The sequence below is a fragment of the Microbacterium faecale genome (assembly GCF_014640975.1).
Lineage (GTDB): Bacteria > Actinomycetota > Actinomycetes > Actinomycetales > Microbacteriaceae > Microbacterium > Microbacterium faecale.
The window spans coordinates 1824297-1842967 of the sequence record NZ_BMHO01000001.1; the positions used below are offsets into that span (position 1 = coordinate 1824297).

An 18671-nucleotide genomic window follows, 5' to 3' on the forward strand; every position below is an offset into this window, starting at 1 on the left:
CGGCTTCGGTCGAGGGGCGCGGGTTCTTCCCAGCCCCCTGCACAAGGATGCCGACGATGAGTTTGTCGACGGATGCGATCGCGACCGATGGTCCGCGCGCCGACTGGCGCGGCTGGGCCGCGCTCGTGGTGTTGATGCTGCCCGTGCTGCTGGTGTCGATCGACAACACGATCCTCAACTTCGCGCTGCCGGCCATCGCCCGCGAGCTCGAACCCAGCAGCGCGGAGCAGCTGTGGATCATCGACGCGTACTCACTTGTCCTCGCCGGTCTCCTGGTCACCGCGGGCAGCCTCGGCGACCGTATCGGGCGGCGACGGATCCTGCTGATCGGCGCTGTCGGCTTCACGCTGGTCTCCGTCGGGGCCGTCTTCGCGCCGACGTCTGGCACGCTGATCGCCGCGCGCGCCGCGATGGGCGTGTTCGGCGCCGCGCTCATGCCGTCGACGATGTCTCTGCTGCGCTCGACCTTCCGCAACCGTGATCAGCGGCGCATCGCGATCGCGGCGTGGTCCGGCAGCTTCGCCGCGGGCGGCGCGCTCGGGCCCATCGTGGGCGGCCTGCTCATCGAATACTTCCCGTGGCGGAGCGTGTTCCTGATCGCGGTGCCGGTGCTCGTGCTGATGCTCGCGTTCGTGCCGTTGCTCGTGCGCGAGAGTCGCGACCCGAACCCCGGGCCCGTCGACGGGTGGGGGATCGTCCTCTCGATGCTCGCCCTCGCGCCGCTCGCATTCGGCATCAAGGAGCTCGCGTCCGAGTCTCCCGTGGCCGGCGTGCTCTCGCTCGTGGTGGGGCTCGGTTTCGGGTGGGGCTTCGTGCGCCGGCAGCGGCGGATCCCGCATCCGATGCTCGACCTGTCGCTGTTCCAGCGACCGAAGTTCACCGGTTCACTCATCGTGAATCTCGCCTGCATCATGGCCTACATCGGGTTCCTCTACTTCGCCTCGCAGCACCTGCAGATGATCGCCGGGCTCTCGGCGCTCGACGCGGGCCTCGCGCTGCTGCCGGGCGCCGTCGTCGCGATCGCGGCGGGATTCGCGGTAGTGCCCTTCGCGCGGCGTTACCGCGCCTCCATCGTTGTGCCCGTGACGCTCGTCGTCGGCGTCGCGGGGCTCGTCCTCGTCGGGGTCGCGGGAGCCCACGACACGTGGATGCTCATCCTGGCATTCGTCCTGCTCGGAGTCGGTCTCGGCGCGGCCCAGGCTGTGTCCGGTGAGCTCATCATCTCGTCGGCGCCGGCCGAGAGAGCCGGCGCAGCCAGCGCGATCAGCGAGACCGCGTACGAGTTCGGCGCTGTGCTCGGCACGTCCATCCTCGGGGGGATCCTCACCGCCTGGTATCGCATTGCGCTCGAGATTCCCGCGGGCGTCCCGGGTCGCCTGGGCGCGCACGCCCGCGAGACGCTGGCGGGGGCAGTCAACGCCGCCGACGAGATCGGCGGACCCGTCGGTCAGGCTCTCTCGGAGAACGCCGCGGCAGCGTTCGACGGGGGAGTGATCGCCACATCGCTCATCGCGGCCGCCTTCTTGGTGATCGCAGGCGTCGTCTCGGCGGCTACGCTGGGAAGACGCCGCGCCGTCGAGCCGCGGTGATTCGCCACAGACAAGGAGTCTTCATGTCGCGCGTCGTGAAACTGGCCGTCATCCCGGGTGACGGCATCGGCCCCGAGGTCATCGCGGAAGCGGAGAAGGCGCTCGACGCCGCGAGCCAGGGCAGCGACGTGACGTTCGACAAGACCCGTTTCTCGCTCGGAGCCGGGCGCTACCTCGAGACCGGAGACGTGCTCACCGACGACGACCTCGCGTCGATCTCCCAGCACGACGCGATCCTGCTCGGCGCGGTCGGCGGTGTGCCGAACGATCCGCGCCTGGCCGGCGCGAACATCGAGCGCGGTCTCCTGCTGGGGCTGCGCTTCGCGCTCGATCACTACGTGAACCTGCGCCCCTCGAAGCTGTTCCCCGGCGTACCGGGCCCGCTGCGGGATCCAGGCGACGTCGACTTCGTCGTCGTGCGCGAGGGGACCGAGGGCGCCTACGTCGGCAACGGCGGCGTGCTGCGGCCGGGAACCGACCACGAGATCGCGAACGAGCTGGGCGTGAACACAGCCCACGGCGTGCGCCGCGTCGTCGAGTACGCGTTCGACCTCGCCGAGCGCCGTCGCGGCAAGCTCACGCTCGTGCACAAGACGAACGTGATGGTGAACGCCGGCCGACTCTGGACGCGGATCGTCGATGAGGTGGCCCGCGCGCACCCGGCCGTCACCGTCGACTACATGCACATCGACGCGGCCACCATTCACCTGGTCGACACGCCGAGCCGGTTCGATGTGATCGTCACCGACAACCTCTTCGGCGACATCCTCACCGATCTCGCCGGTGCAATCACCGGCGGCATCGGACTGGCCGCGTCGGGCAACCTGAACCCGGCCGGCGACTTCCCGTCGATGTTCGAGCCCGTGCACGGTTCGGCGCCCGACATCGCGGGACAGCAGAAGGCGGATCCTACCGCCGCGATCGGATCGATCGCGCTGCTGCTTGACCACCTCGGCCTCACCGAGGAGAGTGTCAGGGTCGACCGGGCACTCGAAGAGGACATCGCCGCGCGCGACGGCCGACAGCGATCGACGGTCGAGATCGGCGACGCCATCGTGGCGCGCCTGACGGCCTGAGACCGCGCGCCGACGACCCCGCAGAAAGAAGAAGCCATGGACATCACCGCCCCCGCCGAGGACTCCGCACCGCTGCAGTTCCTCGTTCGCCGGAACCTCGCGGCGAAGAGCGCCGCCGAGCGTGAGACGCTGCTCGAGAATCCCGGGTTCGGCAGCGTCTTCACCGACCACATGGTCAACCTCTGCTGGTCAGAGAAGGGCGGATGGCACCGACCGCGTGTCGAACCCTACGGGCCGATCTCGCTGGATCCTGCCGCCGCCGTGCTGCACTACGCGCAGGAGGTCTTCGAGGGGCTGAAAGCCTACCGCCACGCCGATGGCGGAATCTACACGTTCCGCCCCGAGCAGAACGCGCGACGCTTCAACCGCAGCGCCCGGCGCCTGTCGATGCCCGAGCTGCCGGAGGAGATCTTCCTGCAGGCGCTGAGCGAGCTGATCGCGGCGGACGGCGACTGGGTGCCCTCGGGCGCGGACCAGACGCTGTATCTGCGTCCGTTCATGTTCGCGAAGGAGGCGTTCCTCGGGGTGCGCCCGGCGAAGAAGTACGACTTCTACGTGATCGGCAGCCCCGCCGGCGCGTATTTCACCGGAGGCGTTACCCCGGTGAAGATCTGGCTGAGCGAGAACTACGCGCGCGCCGCCCAGGGCGGCACGGGCGCGGCGAAGACCGGCGGCAACTACGCCTCAAGTCTGCTCCCGCAGGCCGAGGCAGCCGAACAGGGATGTGACCAGGTGGTCTTCCTCGACTCGCGTGGCAACGTCGAGGAACTGGGAGGCATGAACGTCGTGTTCGTGAAGAAGGACGGCACGCTCGTCACCCCCGACTCCGGAAGCATCCTCGACGGGGTCACGCGCAACTCCCTCCTGCAGCTGGCGGAGGATCGCGGACACCGCGTCGAACGGCGAGCCGTGCCGTTCACGGAGTGGCGCGAGGGCGTCGCCTCGGGCGACATCGTCGAGGTGTTCGCGTGCGGCACGGCCGCCGTCGTGACGCCGATCGGCGAGCTGAAGGCCGAGGGCTTCGTCGACGAGCAGCCGAGCGGATCCCTCGCCCACTCGCTGCGCGAAGAGCTCACCGACATCCAGTACGGTCGTGCGGCGGATCGCCACGGCTGGCTGACGAAGCTGGGCTGAGGCCGTGAAGATCGCCCGGTTCAGTCACAACGACGCCATCAAGTACGGCATCGTCGACGGGACGGACCTCGTCGTGCTCGCCGGCGACCCCATGTTCGCCGGATTCGACACGACGGGGGAGCGCGTATCGCTCGGCGACGTCGCGCTGCTCGCGCCCGTGATCCCGCGCTCGAAGGTCGTGTGCGTCGGTCGCAACTATCGTGCACACGCGGAAGAGCTGAACAACGACCTCCCGAACGAGCCGTTGCTGTTCTTCAAGCCGAACACCGCCGTGATCGGGCCGGGCGACGCGATCGTCCGGCCGTCGCAGACCGACGACACGCAGTGGGAGGGCGAGCTCGCCGTCGTCATCGGCACGATTGCGAAGAACGTCGCCGCCGACGACGCGGCGGATGTGATCTTCGGCTACACGGTCGCGAACGACGTCACCGCGCGTGACCTGCAGGGTCCGGATCGCCAGTGGGCGCGGGCCAAGGGAATGGACACGTTTTGTCCCCTCGGGCCGGCCATCGAGACCGAGTTCGACGTCGCATCGGGCGAGGTCATCACGCGGCACAACGAGGTCGAGGTGCAGCGCGGTCGCTTCCAGGACATGATCTTTCCGATTCCGGAGCTGATCGAATACATCACGGCGGCCTTCACGCTCCTGCCGGGTGACGTCATCCTGACGGGCACGCCCTCCGGTGTCGGGCCGTTCCGCGGCGGCGACGCCGTGGAGGTCGAGATTCCCGGAATCGGGATCCTGCGCAATCTCGCGCGCGATGCCGCTTGACGTGGAGACGCTGACGCCTGAGCGCATCCGGGGGATCCAGCGCCGCATGGTCTGGGTGCTCAGCATCGGTCAGGTGCTGGGCGGCATCGCAACCGGAGTGACGATCTCCCTCGGCGCGCTGCTGGCGGCACACGTCTCGGGTGACGACGCGCTGTCGGGACTCGCCACCGCCGGCATCACGCTCGGAGCCGCCCTGATCGCCGTTCCGCTCGCCGCGACGGCGAGACGGGCCGGGCGCCGCGTCTCGCTGACGACCGGCATGATCGTCGCGCTGCTCGGGATCCTCGTCGTGGTCGCCGCCACCGCCTCGGGGACGTTCGTGCTGCTGATCGCGGGGTTCGTGCTCATCGGCGCGGGACAGGCGGCGAACCTGCAGTCCCGCTTCGCGGCGACAGACCTCGCGACGAACGCGACTCGGGCGCGGGACCTGTCGCTGGTCGTCTGGGCCACGACCGTCGGATCGGTGCTCGGACCGAATCTCACCGGACCCGGCGAGGCGATCGGGCGCGCGCTCGGGATGCCGGAGCTGACCGGTCCCTACGTCTTCTCCATCGCCGCGCAGCTCGCGGCGGTGGCGCTGTATCTCGGGTTCCTCCGACCGGATCCGCTCGTGATCGCGGCGCAGCTGCTCCGCAGCGGGAGCACCGCGACGCGCGCTGCTCCCGTCGATCGCCCGGCCGCCGCGCGGTACGCGATCCTCGCGGTCGCCGGCGCACACGGCGTGATGGTCGCGGTCATGGCCATGACACCCGTGCATCTCGAGCATCACGGCGCCTCGCTCGGCATCATCGGGTTCACCATCAGTCTGCACATCGCGGGCATGTACGCGCTGTCGCCGGTCTTCGGGATGCTCGCTGACCGCGTCGGCCGGGTTGCCACCGTGCTCCTCGGGCAGGGCATCCTCGTCGTCTCACTCGTCCTGGCGGCCGTGGGACAAGACTCGACGCTCCTCGTCACGGCGGCCCTGGTGCTGCTCGGCCTCGGGTGGAGCGCGTCCACGGTCGCGGGCGCCGCGCTGCTCACGGAGGCGACGGAGCCGGCGCACCGCACGCGACGTCAGGGGAGAAGCGACCTCATCATGAACCTCGTCGGCGCGACCGGCGCCATCGGCGCGGGCGGTGTGCTGTCCTGGATCGGATATGGCGGCCTCGCGCTCGTCGCGCTGGTGGTCGTCGCGGTGGTCTGTCTGCTTTCTCCTCTGGGCCGTCGGTAAGATCGACAGTGATGTCTTCCGCAGCTGATTCCCTCACCACCCGCGCGACCGGATCCGATGTGCGCGTTCGGTTCTGCCCGTCACCGACGGGTCTGCCGCACGTCGGTCTCATTCGCACGGCACTGTTCAACTGGGGCTTCGCGCGCCACCACGGCGGAACGCTCGTGTTCCGAATCGAGGACACGGACGCGAACCGCGACAGCCAGGAGAGCTACGACCAGCTGATCGACGCGCTCAGGTGGCTCGGCCTCGACTGGGACGAGGGCGTCGAGGTCGGAGGGCCCCATGCGCCCTACCGCCAGTCGGAGCGGCACGACATCCATCGCGAGGTGCTCGATCGGCTGCTCGAGAAGGGCCTCGTGTACGAGAGCTTCTCGACGGCCGAGGAGATCGACGCGCGCAACGAAGCGAACGGCCGAGCGAAGCAGCAGGGATACGACAACTACGACCGCGACCTCACCGAGGACCAGAAGGCCGCATTCCGTGCGGAGGGGCGCACGCCCGCCCTGCGGCTCAAGGTGCCGGACGAGGACATCACGTACGACGACCTCGTGCGCGGCAACGTGACCTTCCCGGCCGGCAGCTTCAGCGACTTCGTCATCGTGCGGCCGAACGGCGTGCCGCTCTACACGTTCGTCAACCCTGTCGACGACGCGCTGATGGGCATCACCCACGTGCTGCGCGGTGAGGACCTCATGCCGTCGACGCCGCGGCAGATCGTGCTCTACCGCGCGCTCATCGAAGCCGGCGTGGCATCGTTCATCCCGCGATTCGGACACATGCCGCTCGTGCTCGGCGACGGCACGAAGAAGCTCTCGAAGAGGGATCCGCGCGCCGACCTGTTCCTGCAGCGCGACAAGGGATTCATCCGCGAAGGCCTCCTGAACTACCTCGCTCTGCTCGGCTGGTCGATCGCGCCCGACCGTGACGTCTTCTCGCTCGACGAGTTCGTCGCGGCGTTCGACATCGTCGACGTGAACCCGAACCCGGCGCGTTTCGACCAGAAGAAGGCCGAGTCGATCAACGGCGACCACGTGCGTCTTCTCGACGGTGCGACCTTCGTCGAGCGGCTCGTGCCGTACCTCCAGCGGTCCGGCGTGCTCGGCGAGGAACCGGGGGCGGAGGAGCTGTCTCTGCTCGAGGCGGCTGCGCCACTCGTGCAGGAGCGTCTGCAGTTGCTCGGAGACGCGAGCGACATGCTCGGCTTCCTCTTCACCGACGACATCGCCTACGACGAGGATGCGGTCGCGAAGCTCAAAGATGCCCCGCGGATCCTCGCGGCGAGCGTCGAGGCGCTTTCGGGCCTCGAGGACTTCCGCGCCGAACCGATCCAGGACGCGCTTGCGGCGGCGCTCGTCGACGGGCTCGAGCTCAAGCCGCGCGTGGCATACGGCGCACCGCGCGTCGCGATCTCCGGTCGGCGCGTTTCACCGCCGCTGTTCGAGTCGATGGAGCTGCTCGGTCGTGAGCGGACGCTGCAGCGCCTGCGCACGCTGGGGGAGCGCCTCGCCGACTGAGCGGGGCACGCCCGGCGGCGCGGCGCGATTGGCGCCGCCGAAATCGATCGGGTAAGCTAGACCCTTGTGACGGCGAGAGCCGGAACGCCCTTGGGGTATGGTGTAATTGGCAACACGGCTGATTCTGGTTCAGTTGTTCTTGGTTCGAGTCCAGGTACCCCAGCCAATATCCTCGCTCCTGTGCGAGACCCGCTCCCCGCATCATTCCGGGGAGCTTTTGCGGTTCTGGCGCCGCGCGGCGGCCCCGACTCCGGCCGCAACGGATACGATCGGCCGTAAGGCGTCGCGCGGTTCGCCGATGACCGGCGAGTGACTCCCGTCTGCGCGTCCGACATCGTTGTTCGTCGCCGGTTGCCCGACCGGCGGATCACACATCGAAACGAAGGAGTTCGAGATGAGCGATACCACCACGGTCCGAACGGGCCTGTACATCGGCGGCGAGGAACGCTTCACCGACGAGGTGCTCGCGGTCGCCGACCCCGGTAAGCCGGGCGTCGTCGTCGGCGAGGCCGCATCCGCGTCCGCGGACGACGTCGACGATGCCATCGCCGCGGCGAAGGCCGCGTTCCCCGACTGGTCGGCGCTCTCGGCCCACGAGCGCGCGTCCGCGATGGCGAGCGCGATCGCCGGTATCGCCGACGACCGCGACGAGGACGCCGCGATCCTGTCGCAGGAGAATGGCAAGATCCGTATGGAGGGCTGGGTCGACGCGCTCGTGTTCGAGCTGCGCTGGAACCTCGCGCTCGAGCTCGCCGACGACGTCGATCGCGGTACGGTCCTCGAGCCCGCCCCGGGTATCCCCGTCACGACGCAGGTGGGATACCAGCCGCTCGGCGTCGCCTCCCTCATCGTGCCGTTCAACTGGCCGATCGCAATCCTCGGCGCCGCGCTCCCGCACGCGTTGCTGGCCGGGAACACGACGATCGTGAAGCCGCCGCCCTCGACGCCGCTGGCGATCACCCGTGTGGTGCAGCGGGTGGCAGAGAAGCTGCCGGCGGGCGTCCTGAACGTCGTCACCGGCAAGGACGAGAACATGTCGGCCCTGATCCAGAGCCCCGACGTCGCGAAGCTGTGCTTCACGGGCAGCGTGAACGGCGGCAAGAAGATGATGGAAATGGCCTCTGCGTCGCTGACGCGCGTCACTCTCGAGCTCGGTGGCAACGATGCGGCGGTGTTCGCGGAGGATGCGATCCTCGACGACACGCACCTCGACCGCCTGTTCGCGGGGATCTACGACACCACGGGCCAGATCTGTATGAACGCCAAGCGCGTCTACGTGCACCGCTCGAGACTCGACGAACTCGTCGCTGGCCTCGAATCGCGTCTGGAAAAGGTCGTGCTCGGGTACGGCCTCGACGAAGGCACGACGATGGGACCGCTGCACCAGCCGGCGCAGAAGAAGTTCGTCGACGAGATCATCCAGGAGGCGAAGGACGCCGGCGCGGACGTGCGCGAGTTCGGCGAGCTCCCGGGTGGCGACCTGGCTGGCGGGAACTTCGTCCGCCCCGCGATCGTCATCGACCCGGATCCGTCGCTGCGCGTCGTGACCGAAGAGCAGTTCGGTCCGGTCATCCCGGTCATCCCGTTCGACACCGAGGACGAGGCGGTCGCAGCGGCAAACGACACGTGGGGCGGCCTGTGCGGTTCGGTCTGGACCGCGGACCCGGCGACCGCGCAGCGGATCGGTTCCCAGCTCGAGTGCGGCTACGTCTGGATCAACGACCACGGTGCCCCGCGCCTCGACCTGCGCGCCCCGTTCGGCGGGATGAAGCTGTCGGGCTTCGGCCGTGAGCAGGGCGTTCACGGTGTGCGGGCGTTCCAGGACACGCGCTCGATCGCGACCCTCGACGAAGAGGCTCTGGCCGCCATGGCCCACTGACGTACGGCCGTCCAGTGAGTCCGCGCTCGGATCAGAGCGCGGACTCACTGCGTCGTGGACGCGGATCCAGGACGACCTTGACGCACCCATCGCTCTTCTGCTGGAACATCTCATACGCGCTCGGCGCTTCGCTCAGGGGCAGCCGGTGCGTCACGAGGTCATCCGTTCCGAGCGGGTCGAGCGGATCTTCGACCAACGGAAGCAGGTCATCGATCCACTCGGTGACGTTGCACTGGCCCATCCGCAGCTGAACCTGTTTGTCGAAGAGCGTGAGCATCGGCAAGGGGCTCGCCTGGCCGCCGTAGACGCCGCTGAGGGAGACGGTTCCGCCGCGACGCACGAGATCGATCGAGGCATGCAGTGCGGCCAGACGATCCGTCCCGGCCGTCGCCATCAGCTTGCGCGCCGCGGGATCGGGCAGCAGACCGGTGGCCTGGTGCGCCAGCTTCCCGAGCGGCGAGCCGTGTGCTTCCATGCCCACGGCGTCGACGACGGCATCCGGGCCGCGCCCCTCGGTGAGATCGCGGATCCGATCGTTCACGTCGTCAGTGAGCTCGAACGCATGCACGCCGTAACGCGCCGCGAGCGCCCGTCGCTCGGGAACCGGATCGACGGCGAACACCTGCGCGCCGAGATGGATGCCGATACGCGCGGCGAACTGACCGACCGGGCCGAGCCCGTAGACGGCCAGCGAGTCTCCCGCGCCCACTCCGGCGTAGCGTACGCCCTGCCATGCGGTGGGGAGGATGTCGCTCAGGAACAGGTAGCGGTGGTCGGTCAGCTCTGAGCCCACCGCGATCGGATTGGTATTCGCGTGGGGCACGCGCAGATACTCGGCCTGGCCGCCGGGAACCGAACCATACAGCCGCGAATAGCCGTACAGCGCGGCGCCCGACCCATACTCGCGCACCTGCGTCGTCTCACACTGCGTGGTGAGCCCACGCCTGCACATCCAACATGTCCCGCACGAGATGATGAACGGCACCACGACGCGGTCGCCGATCGACAGATGTGCATCCGGGCCCGCGTCGACCACTTTCCCCATCGTTTCGTGACCGATGATGTCGCCCTCGTCCATGAACGGAACGAGCACCTCGTACAGGTGCAGGTCGGACCCGCAGATCGCCGTCGAGGTCACCTCGATGATCACGTCGTCAGGCTGCGTCATGGTCGGATCTGGAACCGTCTCGACGCTCACCTTCCGTTTTCCCTGCCACGTCAGTGCACGCACGTTCTCTCCTCCGTTTCGCGGCTACCGTCGCCGACCACCCTGCGGGCAGGGTGGTGCGCGAACAAAGGGGGTGGATCTGTTGCGCGCGGTAGCGTATGCGCGCGCGAGTCGGCCGTCTCTCGACGCATCAGGGGACGGTGTCGTCGTTGCCACGTCTGGAGGCGGGGTCGAGCAGCTCGAGCAGCTCGGATTCAATCGCGCGCCCTGCGCGGTGACAGAGCACCTCGCCGTGCTCGTATAAGTCGACAACTCGTGGGTCCACGTACGCGGATCGGGCCGTGGCGGGCGTGTTGCCGAGGATGCGCGCGACCTCGCCGAAGGCATGGGCGACGGCATTGCGACGGCCGGTGGCGGTGGGTTGCGGTCCGGCGCGTGCGAGGCTGCGCGCAGCGACCGCTGTGCCGCGCAGCGTACGGAAGTCCTTCGCCGAGAAGTCTCCCTTCGTCCGTCTCCGGATGTCCTCGTTGATGTCGCGCGCGGCGAGCGGGCGCCAATCGGCGCCGTCGTGCCACGAGAGGAGGTGCTCGCCGGGGTCGCCGCGGATCAGCTGACGCAGGAGGCGCGCGAGGTCCCGATCTCGGATCACCGACTCCCACGGCTGCCCGCTCTTGCCCGGGAATCGCAGCTTCACGTGGTCGCCATCGATCTCGACGTGGCGCTGCGTGAGCGTGGTCAGACCGACACTGCCGTTCTCGTGTGCGTACCGTTCTGAGCCCACCCGGAGCAGACCGGCATCGAGCAGACGGAACGCGGCTGCGAGGACGGTTTCGCGGGCTAGGCCGGGCTTCTTCCGGAGGTCGCGCGTCACGGACGAGCGCGCTGCAGGCAGTGCGCGCGCGAAGGGGAGGACACGATTGAACTTTCGCGCCGACGCTCGGCTGGTCCACTGCTCGTGGTAAAGGTACTGCCGTCGCCCGGCATCGTCCACGCCCGTCGCCTGCAGATGCCCGTCAGCGCGCGGACAGATCCACACATCGCGCCAGGCGGGTGCGATGGCGAGGTGGCGGATCCTCTCGAGGTGCTCATCCGCACTGATGCGCGCGTCGTTCGCGTTGCGATACTCGAAACCGCGGCCGCGCCGGATCCGGCGCCAGCCCGCCGCACGAGCACTCACGCGCCGCAGCCGCACCTCGGCCCTCTCAGCGCGACCGGCCGACCGTCGTTGTGCATGATCCGACGATTACCGGGTCGATCCGCTCTCGTCAACGGGGTCGACCGTGCGCAGTGCCGCCGCTAGTTTGTTCCGACCGCCGAGAAGAAGGGACGACAGCGTGAGTGACAGCGAACGCGGAAACACGAAGCACGGACCCGCACTCGACGAAGAGATGGAACAGGAGACGCGCGGCATGGTGCAGGGTCACGGGCGACCGCACGCGGAACCGTTCCGTGAGAGCGAGCCGCTACCCGACGACACCGACCCCGACGAAGTCGAGCAGGCATTCGACCGTGGTGAGGAGGCCGACGACGATGAGTGAACTCAGGAAGCTGACGACCGCGCTTGGCGAACCGGGTAGGTGGACGTTCGCGTACGTGGATGGACCAGGCCCGGACCCCCGGGTCGAGGAAGAGGCGAAACAGGACGCTGTGCGTCGCAGGCTCTCCGATTCCGGCGCGACCGACGCCGCCGTCGATGCCGTGATGAGCTGCGTCACGCGCGCCACGGGCATGCCCGCGCCCTCGGCCCGATACATAGCCGCACGCGACGACGACGTCGTCGTCGATGCTGCGTTTCCGGAACCGCGGGTGGGTCCCGAAGAGATCGGAACGGCCGCATTGCCGCCGCTTCTGCCGATGCTGCGTCACGGCGCCGAAACGGCGGGCTACCTCGTCGTCGAGGCGGCACGCGACGGTGCGCACCTGACGTGGGGACGGGCCGACCGCCAGCCGGAGGCTCTCGACGACGTCGAGGGAGACGCCGATGCGCTGTCGAAGGTGCGCGGGGCGGGGCTCGCGCACTCGCGCTACCAACGCTCGGCCGAGGAGAACTGGAAGGCGAACCAGAGCGAGGTGGCTGAGGCGGTCGACCGTGTCGTGCGTGAGCGGCAGCCGGCGTTCGTCGTGATCGCTGGCGACGTCCGGGCGCGGCAGCTGCTGCAGGAACAGCTCGCTCCGGCCAGCCGCGAGATCGCTGTCGAGGTCGACGCGCACACAGCCGCCGACGGCACGGACGATGCTGCCCTTGATCGCGCCGTCACGGAGGCGATCGCAGACCGAATCGAGGGGCGCGCCGCGGCGGCACGGGACCGCGCGGCGGCGGCCGACGGAGAGCGAGGGGCACGCGGCACCGAGGAGGTCATGGCCGCTCTCCAGCAGGCGCAGGTCGAGACCCTCCTGCTGGACGTTCGCCTCTGGGAGTCGGACCACACCCTCGACGCACTCGAAACGCAGCCGTGGGTCGGCGACGGGAGAAACCTCGACGTGGGCGTCGTCGGCCGGGTGTCCGCGCCCGAGGCGCTTGCACGCGCGGCTCTTCTCACGGATGCGCGCGTGCTCGTCGAAGAGGATGAGCCCGTCGGCGAGGACGAACCGCGACGCCTCGGCGAACCGGACCAGCCGCTCGCGGCACTGCGCTGGAGTGCGGGCTGACGGGATCGCTTCCGTCGTCGCCGGTCACGCCGCGTCTTGGTCGAAGCCCATCGCGTAGGCGTGACCGGCCGCTCGCGCGAGCGGGGAGCGCATCGCGGTGCGGATGCCGGCCACGACGAGCCCGTGCGTCCGCGCACCCCGACCGCGACCCAGCGCGGTGTTGACGCTCGCGAGCCGCGCGGCAGCGCGGGCGGAGGCGAGACGACGCTTCTCCCAGCGGTCGAGCGCCTGGAAGTGCTCGGGATTGGCGAGCCAGGCGGCGAGCGGCGACGCAAGCGTGACGGCGTCCAGAATGCCGAGGTTCATTCCCTGACCCCCGATCGGGCTCACCTCGTGCGCCGCGTCGCCAATGAGGAGGAGGCGACCCGCCCGCATCCTGCTCACGAGCGAACGCCGGATCCCGAACGCTGTTGCCGTCTCGATTCGTTCCGCGAGTTTCGGATCGCGAGCGGCGACGGCCGCGCGCAGCCGGGTCGCTCGCTGCGCGGTCGCTTCCGCGCCCCGGGCGCCGGGGTCCCAGGCGACGAGGCGGCGTGCTCCTTCCGGCAACGGGAAGGATTCGAGCACGCCGCGTGCACCGAGGTCCACGATTGCCGTGTCGGCGGGCTCGTCCCCACCGGCGGCGAGGTCGGTCATGAGATACCCGTCGGGGTATCGGTGCCACACGGAGCGAATCGGCACTCCCAGCGATTCGCCGCCAGCACCGGACGCGACCACGATCACCCGAGCGTGGACGTCGCGTTCGCCCGCGGGCGTGACGAGTGACGCGATTGCGTCATCGGATCGCGAGATCACTGCTCGCGCCTCCGTTCGCCATTCCGGAGCGGGAGCCGCGTGACGCAGGGCGGCTTCCGTGATGGCCTGCGGCACCGCCGCGACGAAAGGAAACCGTGCGCGTCGTCGATCGAAGCGCACGGCGCCGAGGATTCGTCCGTCCGCTCGGGCCACGCCCCGTGTGATCCGGGCTGCTCGCGCCAGGATGTGATCGGTCACTCCCGACGGCTCGAGCGCGGCGAGCGTCGGTGGGTGGACACCGATCGCGCGCGAGCCCGGCGCCCCATCCGGGCGACGGTCGACGATGCTCGCGTCGACGCCGAGGCGGCGGAGCTCGGCGCCGAGGGCGAGACCGGCGGGACCGGCGCCGATGATGAGGACGTCGTGGTCAAGTGGGGTCACGTCACCCGACCCGACGCGTCGTGGAGGGCGAGCAGGCGATACGGGGCGGGAGCGTGGACGTGCCAGCCCGCAGGCAGCCGCATCGACAGCTCGCGCCGGGTGTAGCTGCGCCGGATGCTGCGCAGCCCGTCGACGCGCACGAAGGATCCGGGCGCGAGCGGTGCGGCCGCGGCGGAGAACGCAGCGTACGCGGCGCGACTCCGTGCGATGTCGGAATGCGCACTCAGCGTCGTGGCGAGAATCGTCGAATCCGCGAGGAGTCCGTCGAATTGCTCGCGATCCAGGTGGTGGAGGAGATGATTCGAGAGGACGACGTCGAACGCATCGCCGGCGGCGACGAGATCCCCGCTGACGGCCTGTCGATACGTCACCCCCGGCATCGGCGTCGCCGCGCGCGCGACCGCGAAGGCGTGCGGCTCCGGATCGATCCCTACTCCCGCGATGTCGAGCCCGTCCCGCCTGGCCAGGCCCACCACGCGGCGCAGCACGTCACCGCCGCCGCACCCGACGTCGAGGATGCGCACCGGCCGGCCGAGGCCGAGGAACGCCGGGCGCAGCAAGGTGCGATAGACCCGGCCCCAGGCGGCGACGGCGCGGTTCACGATCGCGAGGCGGCGCAGTGTGCGGGTGAGCCGCTCCGCGTCGCAGTCGGGGTCGTCCATCAGCTCCGTCAGGTCGTCCGCGCGGGTGCGCAGGCTCATCGCGCCGCCTCATCGGCGGCGGGTGACGCGCGCCGCGTGAACTGAGCCGTCTCGACCGTCAGTCCCGGTCCGAAGCAGAGCCCGACGACGTCAGCGCCGTCCGCGAGTGCGTCGTCGGCGAGGATCCGCTCAAGGATGAAGAGGATCGTGGCGCTGGACATGTTGCCGTAGTCGCGCAGTACGGCACGCGAATCCGCCATCGCCGAGTCGACGAGCGACAGCCCGTCCTGGACGCGGTCGAGCACGCTGCGACCTCCCGGGTGCACGGCCCACGCGTCGACCTCGGCGGCCGCATCCTCGACTCCGGGGAACATCGTGTCGACGACGCCGCGGATCTCGCGGCCGATGATGCGCGGCACCTCCGCCGTGAGACGCATCTCGAAGCCGCGGTCGCCGATCGTCCAGTCCATGTCGGCCTCACCCTCGCTGGTGATCGCCGTCGAGAAGTCGCCGATCTCGAACAAGGCGCCCTCGCGCGAGGGGGCGCGAGAGGAGACGACGGCAGCGCCGGCCCCGTCGCCGAACACCGCGGACGCGACGATCTGCTCCGGGTCGCTCGACGACCGGATGTGGAGCGAGCACAGCTCCGTACACACCACGAGGACGACCGAGCCCGGCTGCGCGTCGGCGATGCGGGTGGCAGCGCGCAGGGCCGGGAACGCGGCCGCGCAGCCCATGAATCCGATGTGATAGCGCTCGACGGTCGGCTCCAGTCCGAGATCCTGGACGAGTCGGAAGTCGGGGCCGGGCGCGAAGAAGCCCGTGCACGACGCCGTCACGACGTGCGTGACGTCCGCGGCGGCGACGTGCGACCGCGCGAGCGCTGTCCTGGCCGCCGTGGCAGAGAGCGCCGGGGCGTCGCGGCGATACAGCGCGTTTCTGTCGCCCGTCGTCGGTGAGAGCAGGTTCCCGTCGTCGTCGGTGAACAGCGTGTGCTGCGCGCCGATCTCACCGATCACCGAATATCTGCTGTCGATCGCGGAATGATCGAAGACGGATCCGATCAGCCGGCGCGCCAGCCGGTCCGTGCCGGGCTGCGATGCGAAGAAATCTCGGACAACGGGCTGACTGAGATGGCCGTCGGGAACAGCAGTCCCGAGGCCGAGGATCGATGTGCGCATGCCCGCACGATAGTCGTGCCCATGCACGGTGTCGTGGGGGTTGACACGACGACCGCCGTCACTCGCGATGGCCTCAGCGATATAACAGCTCGGTGGCCGTGCGGCAACCCCGTCGCCCGCGCGGCGATCAACGCTCACGATGGGGTGCAGTCAACGAGTGAAGAGGAGAACCTCATGAAATCAGCGAACCGGCTTGTCGGAATCATCTTCGGCGCCGTCTACCTCGTGGTCGGCGTGCTCGGATTCTTCGTCACCATGGGGGTTGGGTTCCTCGCTACCGAGGGCAGTCTGCTGCTCGGAGTCTTCGAGGTGAACCCGCTTCACAACATCGTCCACCTCGCGGTCGGCGCGGCGCTCCTGCTCGGCGGCCTGGCGGGGGTGATGGCTGCGAGGTCAGTCAATGGTGTCGTCGGTGCGGTCTATCTCGTTGTGGGCGTCGTCGGGTTCTTCATCGCCGACACCGCCGCCAACATCCTCGCGCTCAATACGGCCGACCACATCCTGCACCTGGGCAGCGCGCTCGTGCTTCTAGGCGTCAGTATCGCGGCGGACAAGGGGCGGGGCGCACCTGACCGCGGCGTCGCGTGATGATGGCGGCCGTAGGAGCTGGCTTCGCGGCGATCGGCGCAGGGCTCATCCTCTGCGCCGTCGGCGCCGGGGCTGGCGTTCCCGCGGCGATCGGCCTGGTCGCGCTGGCGCTGGCAGAGTTCGCGTGGGCCGTGGCGACGATGCACACGCGGCGTGTGCTCGCACCGCGCAGTGCGCTGGCCGCGAGCGTCGCGATCGTGGCAGGAGCGACCCTCCTGCTGTTCACTGCGAGGATCGGTCTGGCACCCTTCCTCGCGCTGCTCGCGCTGCATGGCGCTGTCGGGATCGCCGCCGCCGTTGTCCTGCGACGGCGTGCTCGTGATCAACCGATCTCGGCGACCGATTCGCGGATGCCTCTCGTCGCCGTCATCGTCGTCCAGGCGATGGCCGTCGCGGCCGTGACGACGCCCGCGCTGGCTGATACCGAGCCCGGCGATATGGCCGTGCCGCACGGCACCCACCACGAGCACTGACGGGCGGCAGCACCGACGGGAAGGCGCCGGTCAGAGCTTGATTTCGACGTTCCCGTCCTCGCGGAGCTTCGTGACGATCTTCTCGACGGCCGCGTTCTGCTCCTGGGAGACCGCCTGGTCGGCGAGCTGCTGCTTCACCTCGTCGAACTTCGGGATCTCGCCTTCGCCGCCCTGCTGCTGCTTCGACTGCTCGACCATCTGGTCGTACTGCTCGCGCAGCTCCTCGTCGCTGGGCGCCTCCACGTTGGTCTCTGCCGCGACGTAGGCGTCGATGCGCACCTGATCTGCGGCGTCTTCGCGGACGTCTTCCTCGGCGATGCCCTGCTCGTCGAACGCCGCGATGACGTCGTCGACCGATTCGAGGCCGTTCTGCGTTGCAAGATCCTTCAGGACGCCATCGACATCCTCGTCCGTCGCTTCAATGCCCGAAGCCGTTGCGGCCTGCGTCAGCAGTGCCGAGTTCACGAGCATGTCGGCGACCTGCACCTTCAGCTCGTCCTGGTCGACCTCCTGGCCCGACTGCTGCTGCATCATCGACGCCTGCTGCAGCTGCGGTTCGTACGCTGACGTGAAGTCCTCGAGCGTGATTTCCTCGTCGTTGACGACGGCGACGATGTCGGGCAGACCGTCGAGGTCGGCCTCGGGGGCGGCGGGTGCGGCGTCCGTCGGAGCTGGTGTCGCTTCCTCCTCGGGATCCTCGGCGCCGGCGCTGCACCCGGCCAGCGCAAGGGCGCCGACGAGCGTGCCGGCGACGAGCAAACGGGAAATCGACATAGGGCCTCCAGAGCGTCCGAACGTTTTGCGCGACGCTACACCCCGCGCTGAGGAGCGCAGTCAGCGCGCAGTCAGAAAACGCACAACGTAACCGGTCAGCCCGTGACGTATCGGAGCAGCAGTTCGTCGCCGGATTTCAGGAGGGTCGCGAGCCGAAAGGCGGTCGGGGCGGCCTCTGTCGCGTCGGCGATGCGCCGGCCGTCGCCCGATTCGAGCGACGGGGCGAGAGTCAGGCACAGCTCGTCGATCGCCCCCTCGACGATCCCCGCGCCGAACAGCGACGGGCCGCCCTCGGAGTGGATCCGACCGAGGCCTCGCCGGACGAGGTCTGCGCGGACCTGCCCGAGCGCGACGTCGGAGTCACCCGCATCGACCACGTCGGCGACGTTCGCGAGGCGCTCCCGGCGCTCGGCGGGGGCCGCAGCCACCGTGTAGACGATCGGGCGCACCGGTGCGTCTCGGAACACAGCCGACGACGGATCCACGTCGAGACTCCGCGAGACGAGGGCGAAGGTCGGCTGCGGGGCGAATCCGTGGCGCTGTCGCCACGCGGCGGCGTCCTCGTCGAGTTCCATCTCGTTGTACTTCTCGACACGGACGGTCCCTGCGCCGACGAGCACCACGTCGGCGAGGCGGCGCAGGAGTGTGAACACCCGGCTGTCGGCGTCGCCTCCCAAGCCCGCCGAGCGTCCGTCGCGCGTCGCGGCGCCGTCAAGGCTGGAGACGAAGTTCATGCGCAGCCAGGGGACGGTGTCCGGAAATGCGTACGTCGCGAGGAGGGCCTCGTCGTCGAGGTCGTCGGAGGGATGCGGAAACAGGCGGTCAATGCGAGCAGTCATAC

The 18671-nt window shown here is 69.3% G+C and carries 18 protein-coding genes and 1 tRNA gene; 12 read left to right on the plus strand and 7 right to left on the minus strand.

Translation table 11 applies throughout. The features are described from left to right. Positions 1-47: 47 nt before the first annotated feature. The 8 genes from IEW87_RS08605 (at position 48) to IEW87_RS08640 (ending at position 9180) form a co-directional block, all read left to right on the plus strand. Positions 48-1589 carry an MFS transporter gene (locus IEW87_RS08605; RefSeq protein ID WP_373285104.1) on the plus strand — a complete coding sequence of 514 codons (1542 nt, stop codon included), beginning with the start codon at positions 48-50 and terminating at the stop codon, positions 1587-1589. A 23-nt stretch (positions 1590-1612) separates the two neighbouring features. Further along, the gene (locus IEW87_RS08610) at positions 1613-2665 is read left to right on the plus strand and encodes a 3-isopropylmalate dehydrogenase (RefSeq protein WP_188711840.1); all 1053 of its coding nucleotides are present in this window, start codon (positions 1613-1615) and stop codon (positions 2663-2665) included. Positions 2666-2701: 36 nt separating this feature from the next. After that, a complete protein-coding gene (locus IEW87_RS08615) occupies positions 2702-3799 on the plus strand; it encodes a branched-chain amino acid aminotransferase (RefSeq protein ID WP_188711841.1) in 1098 nt (365 codons plus the stop codon). A 4-nt stretch (positions 3800-3803) separates the two neighbouring features. Then, complete coding sequence (locus tag IEW87_RS08620) at positions 3804-4571, plus strand: fumarylacetoacetate hydrolase family protein (protein WP_188711842.1); 768 nt, start codon at positions 3804-3806, stop codon at positions 4569-4571. Then, on the plus strand, positions 4561-5784 hold the full coding sequence (locus IEW87_RS08625) for an MFS transporter (protein WP_188711843.1): 1224 nt from the start codon (positions 4561-4563) through the stop codon (positions 5782-5784). The genes IEW87_RS08620 and IEW87_RS08625 overlap by 11 nt, the downstream gene beginning before the upstream one ends. Before the next feature lie 11 nt (positions 5785-5795). Then, on the plus strand, positions 5796-7301 hold the full coding sequence (gene gltX, locus IEW87_RS08630) for a glutamate--tRNA ligase (protein WP_188711844.1): 1506 nt from the start codon (positions 5796-5798) through the stop codon (positions 7299-7301). A 91-nt stretch (positions 7302-7392) separates the two neighbouring features. Further along, positions 7393-7467: transfer RNA gene (locus tag IEW87_RS08635), tRNA-Gln, on the plus strand. Positions 7468-7695: 228 nt separating this feature from the next. Continuing rightward, positions 7696-9180 carry an aldehyde dehydrogenase family protein gene (locus tag IEW87_RS08640; RefSeq protein WP_188711845.1) on the plus strand — a complete coding sequence of 495 codons (1485 nt, stop codon included), beginning with the start codon at positions 7696-7698 and terminating at the stop codon, positions 9178-9180. 31 nt (positions 9181-9211) lie between these two features. Here the strand turns inward: IEW87_RS08640 and IEW87_RS08645 are convergent, their stop codons facing one another. Both IEW87_RS08645 and IEW87_RS08650 read right to left on the minus strand, forming a co-directional pair. Further along, positions 9212-10411: a zinc-dependent alcohol dehydrogenase gene (locus IEW87_RS08645; RefSeq protein WP_188711846.1), complete on the minus strand. Its 1200-nt coding sequence runs from the start codon at positions 10409-10411 to the stop codon at positions 9212-9214. Positions 10412-10538: 127 nt separating this feature from the next. Further along, complete coding sequence (locus IEW87_RS08650) at positions 10539-11525, minus strand: DNA topoisomerase IB (protein WP_229731045.1); 987 nt, start codon at positions 11523-11525, stop codon at positions 10539-10541. 157 nt (positions 11526-11682) lie between these two features. Here IEW87_RS08650 and IEW87_RS08655 point away from each other — a divergent pair, with 157 nt between their 5' ends. After that, on the plus strand, positions 11683-11886 hold the full coding sequence (locus tag IEW87_RS08655) for a hypothetical protein (RefSeq protein WP_188712810.1): 204 nt from the start codon (positions 11683-11685) through the stop codon (positions 11884-11886). Further along, positions 11879-12997 (plus strand): baeRF2 domain-containing protein, encoded by a 1119-nt coding sequence (locus tag IEW87_RS08660; protein WP_188711848.1) that lies wholly within the window; start codon positions 11879-11881, stop codon positions 12995-12997. The genes IEW87_RS08655 and IEW87_RS08660 overlap by 8 nt, the downstream gene beginning before the upstream one ends. Positions 12998-13021: 24 nt before the next feature. Here the strand turns inward: IEW87_RS08660 and IEW87_RS08665 are convergent, their stop codons facing one another. Genes IEW87_RS08665 through IEW87_RS08675 form a run of 3 tightly spaced genes read right to left on the minus strand, consistent with a single transcriptional unit; the run spans position 13022 to position 15995 of the window. After that, positions 13022-14173 (minus strand): FAD-dependent oxidoreductase, encoded by a 1152-nt coding sequence (locus IEW87_RS08665; RefSeq protein ID WP_188711849.1) that lies wholly within the window; start codon positions 14171-14173, stop codon positions 13022-13024. After that, entirely contained in the window at positions 14170-14874 is a 705-nt protein-coding gene (locus IEW87_RS08670; protein ID WP_188711850.1) for a methyltransferase domain-containing protein, read from the minus strand. Before IEW87_RS08670 ends, IEW87_RS08665 begins: the two co-directional genes overlap by 4 nt. Continuing rightward, positions 14871-15995 (minus strand): type III polyketide synthase, encoded by a 1125-nt coding sequence (locus IEW87_RS08675; RefSeq protein ID WP_188711851.1) that lies wholly within the window; start codon positions 15993-15995, stop codon positions 14871-14873. The genes IEW87_RS08670 and IEW87_RS08675 overlap by 4 nt, the downstream gene beginning before the upstream one ends. 174 nt (positions 15996-16169) lie before the next feature. Here IEW87_RS08675 and IEW87_RS08680 point away from each other — a divergent pair, with 174 nt between their 5' ends. Continuing rightward, positions 16170-16583 carry a DUF4383 domain-containing protein gene (locus tag IEW87_RS08680; protein ID WP_188711852.1) on the plus strand — a complete coding sequence of 138 codons (414 nt, stop codon included), beginning with the start codon at positions 16170-16172 and terminating at the stop codon, positions 16581-16583. Then, positions 16583-17056, plus strand: a complete 474-nt coding sequence (locus IEW87_RS08685; protein WP_188711853.1) for a hypothetical protein — start codon at positions 16583-16585, stop codon at positions 17054-17056. Before IEW87_RS08680 ends, IEW87_RS08685 begins: the two co-directional genes overlap by 1 nt. Positions 17057-17086: 30 nt before the next feature. Here IEW87_RS08685 and IEW87_RS08690 read toward each other — a convergent pair whose 3' ends face one another. Together IEW87_RS08690 and IEW87_RS08695 are read right to left on the minus strand one after the other, a co-directional pair. Next, positions 17087-17830 (minus strand): SurA N-terminal domain-containing protein, encoded by a 744-nt coding sequence (locus tag IEW87_RS08690; RefSeq protein WP_188711854.1) that lies wholly within the window; start codon positions 17828-17830, stop codon positions 17087-17089. A 95-nt stretch (positions 17831-17925) separates the two neighbouring features. Continuing rightward, positions 17926-18669, minus strand: a complete 744-nt coding sequence (locus IEW87_RS08695) for a pyrimidine reductase family protein (protein WP_188711855.1) — start codon at positions 18667-18669, stop codon at positions 17926-17928. Positions 18670-18671: the final 2 nt, after the last annotated feature.

Coding starts and splice junctions, on each gene's coding strand:
- IEW87_RS08605 (WP_373285104.1), top strand. CDS start 48: ATGCCGACGATGAGTTTGTCGACGGATGCGATCGCGACCGATGGTCCG.
- IEW87_RS08610 (WP_188711840.1), top strand. CDS start 1,613: ATGTCGCGCGTCGTGAAACTGGCCGTCATCCCGGGTGACGGCATCGGC.
- IEW87_RS08615 (WP_188711841.1), top strand. CDS start 2,702: ATGGACATCACCGCCCCCGCCGAGGACTCCGCACCGCTGCAGTTCCTC.
- IEW87_RS08625 (WP_188711843.1), top strand. CDS start 4,561: ATGCCGCTTGACGTGGAGACGCTGACGCCTGAGCGCATCCGGGGGATC.
- gltX (WP_188711844.1), top strand. CDS start 5,796: ATGTCTTCCGCAGCTGATTCCCTCACCACCCGCGCGACCGGATCCGAT.
- IEW87_RS08640 (WP_188711845.1), top strand. CDS start 7,696: ATGAGCGATACCACCACGGTCCGAACGGGCCTGTACATCGGCGGCGAG.
- IEW87_RS08660 (WP_188711848.1), top strand. CDS start 11,879: ATGAGTGAACTCAGGAAGCTGACGACCGCGCTTGGCGAACCGGGTAGG.
- IEW87_RS08670 (WP_188711850.1), bottom strand. CDS start 14,874: ATGAGCCTGCGCACCCGCGCGGACGACCTGACGGAGCTGATGGACGAC.
- IEW87_RS08675 (WP_188711851.1), bottom strand. CDS start 15,995: ATGCGCACATCGATCCTCGGCCTCGGGACTGCTGTTCCCGACGGCCAT.
- IEW87_RS08680 (WP_188711852.1), top strand. CDS start 16,170: ATGAAATCAGCGAACCGGCTTGTCGGAATCATCTTCGGCGCCGTCTAC.
- IEW87_RS08685 (WP_188711853.1), top strand. CDS start 16,583: ATGATGGCGGCCGTAGGAGCTGGCTTCGCGGCGATCGGCGCAGGGCTC.
- IEW87_RS08690 (WP_188711854.1), bottom strand. CDS start 17,830: ATGTCGATTTCCCGTTTGCTCGTCGCCGGCACGCTCGTCGGCGCCCTT.
- IEW87_RS08695 (WP_188711855.1), bottom strand. CDS start 18,669: ATGACTGCTCGCATTGACCGCCTGTTTCCGCATCCCTCCGACGACCTC.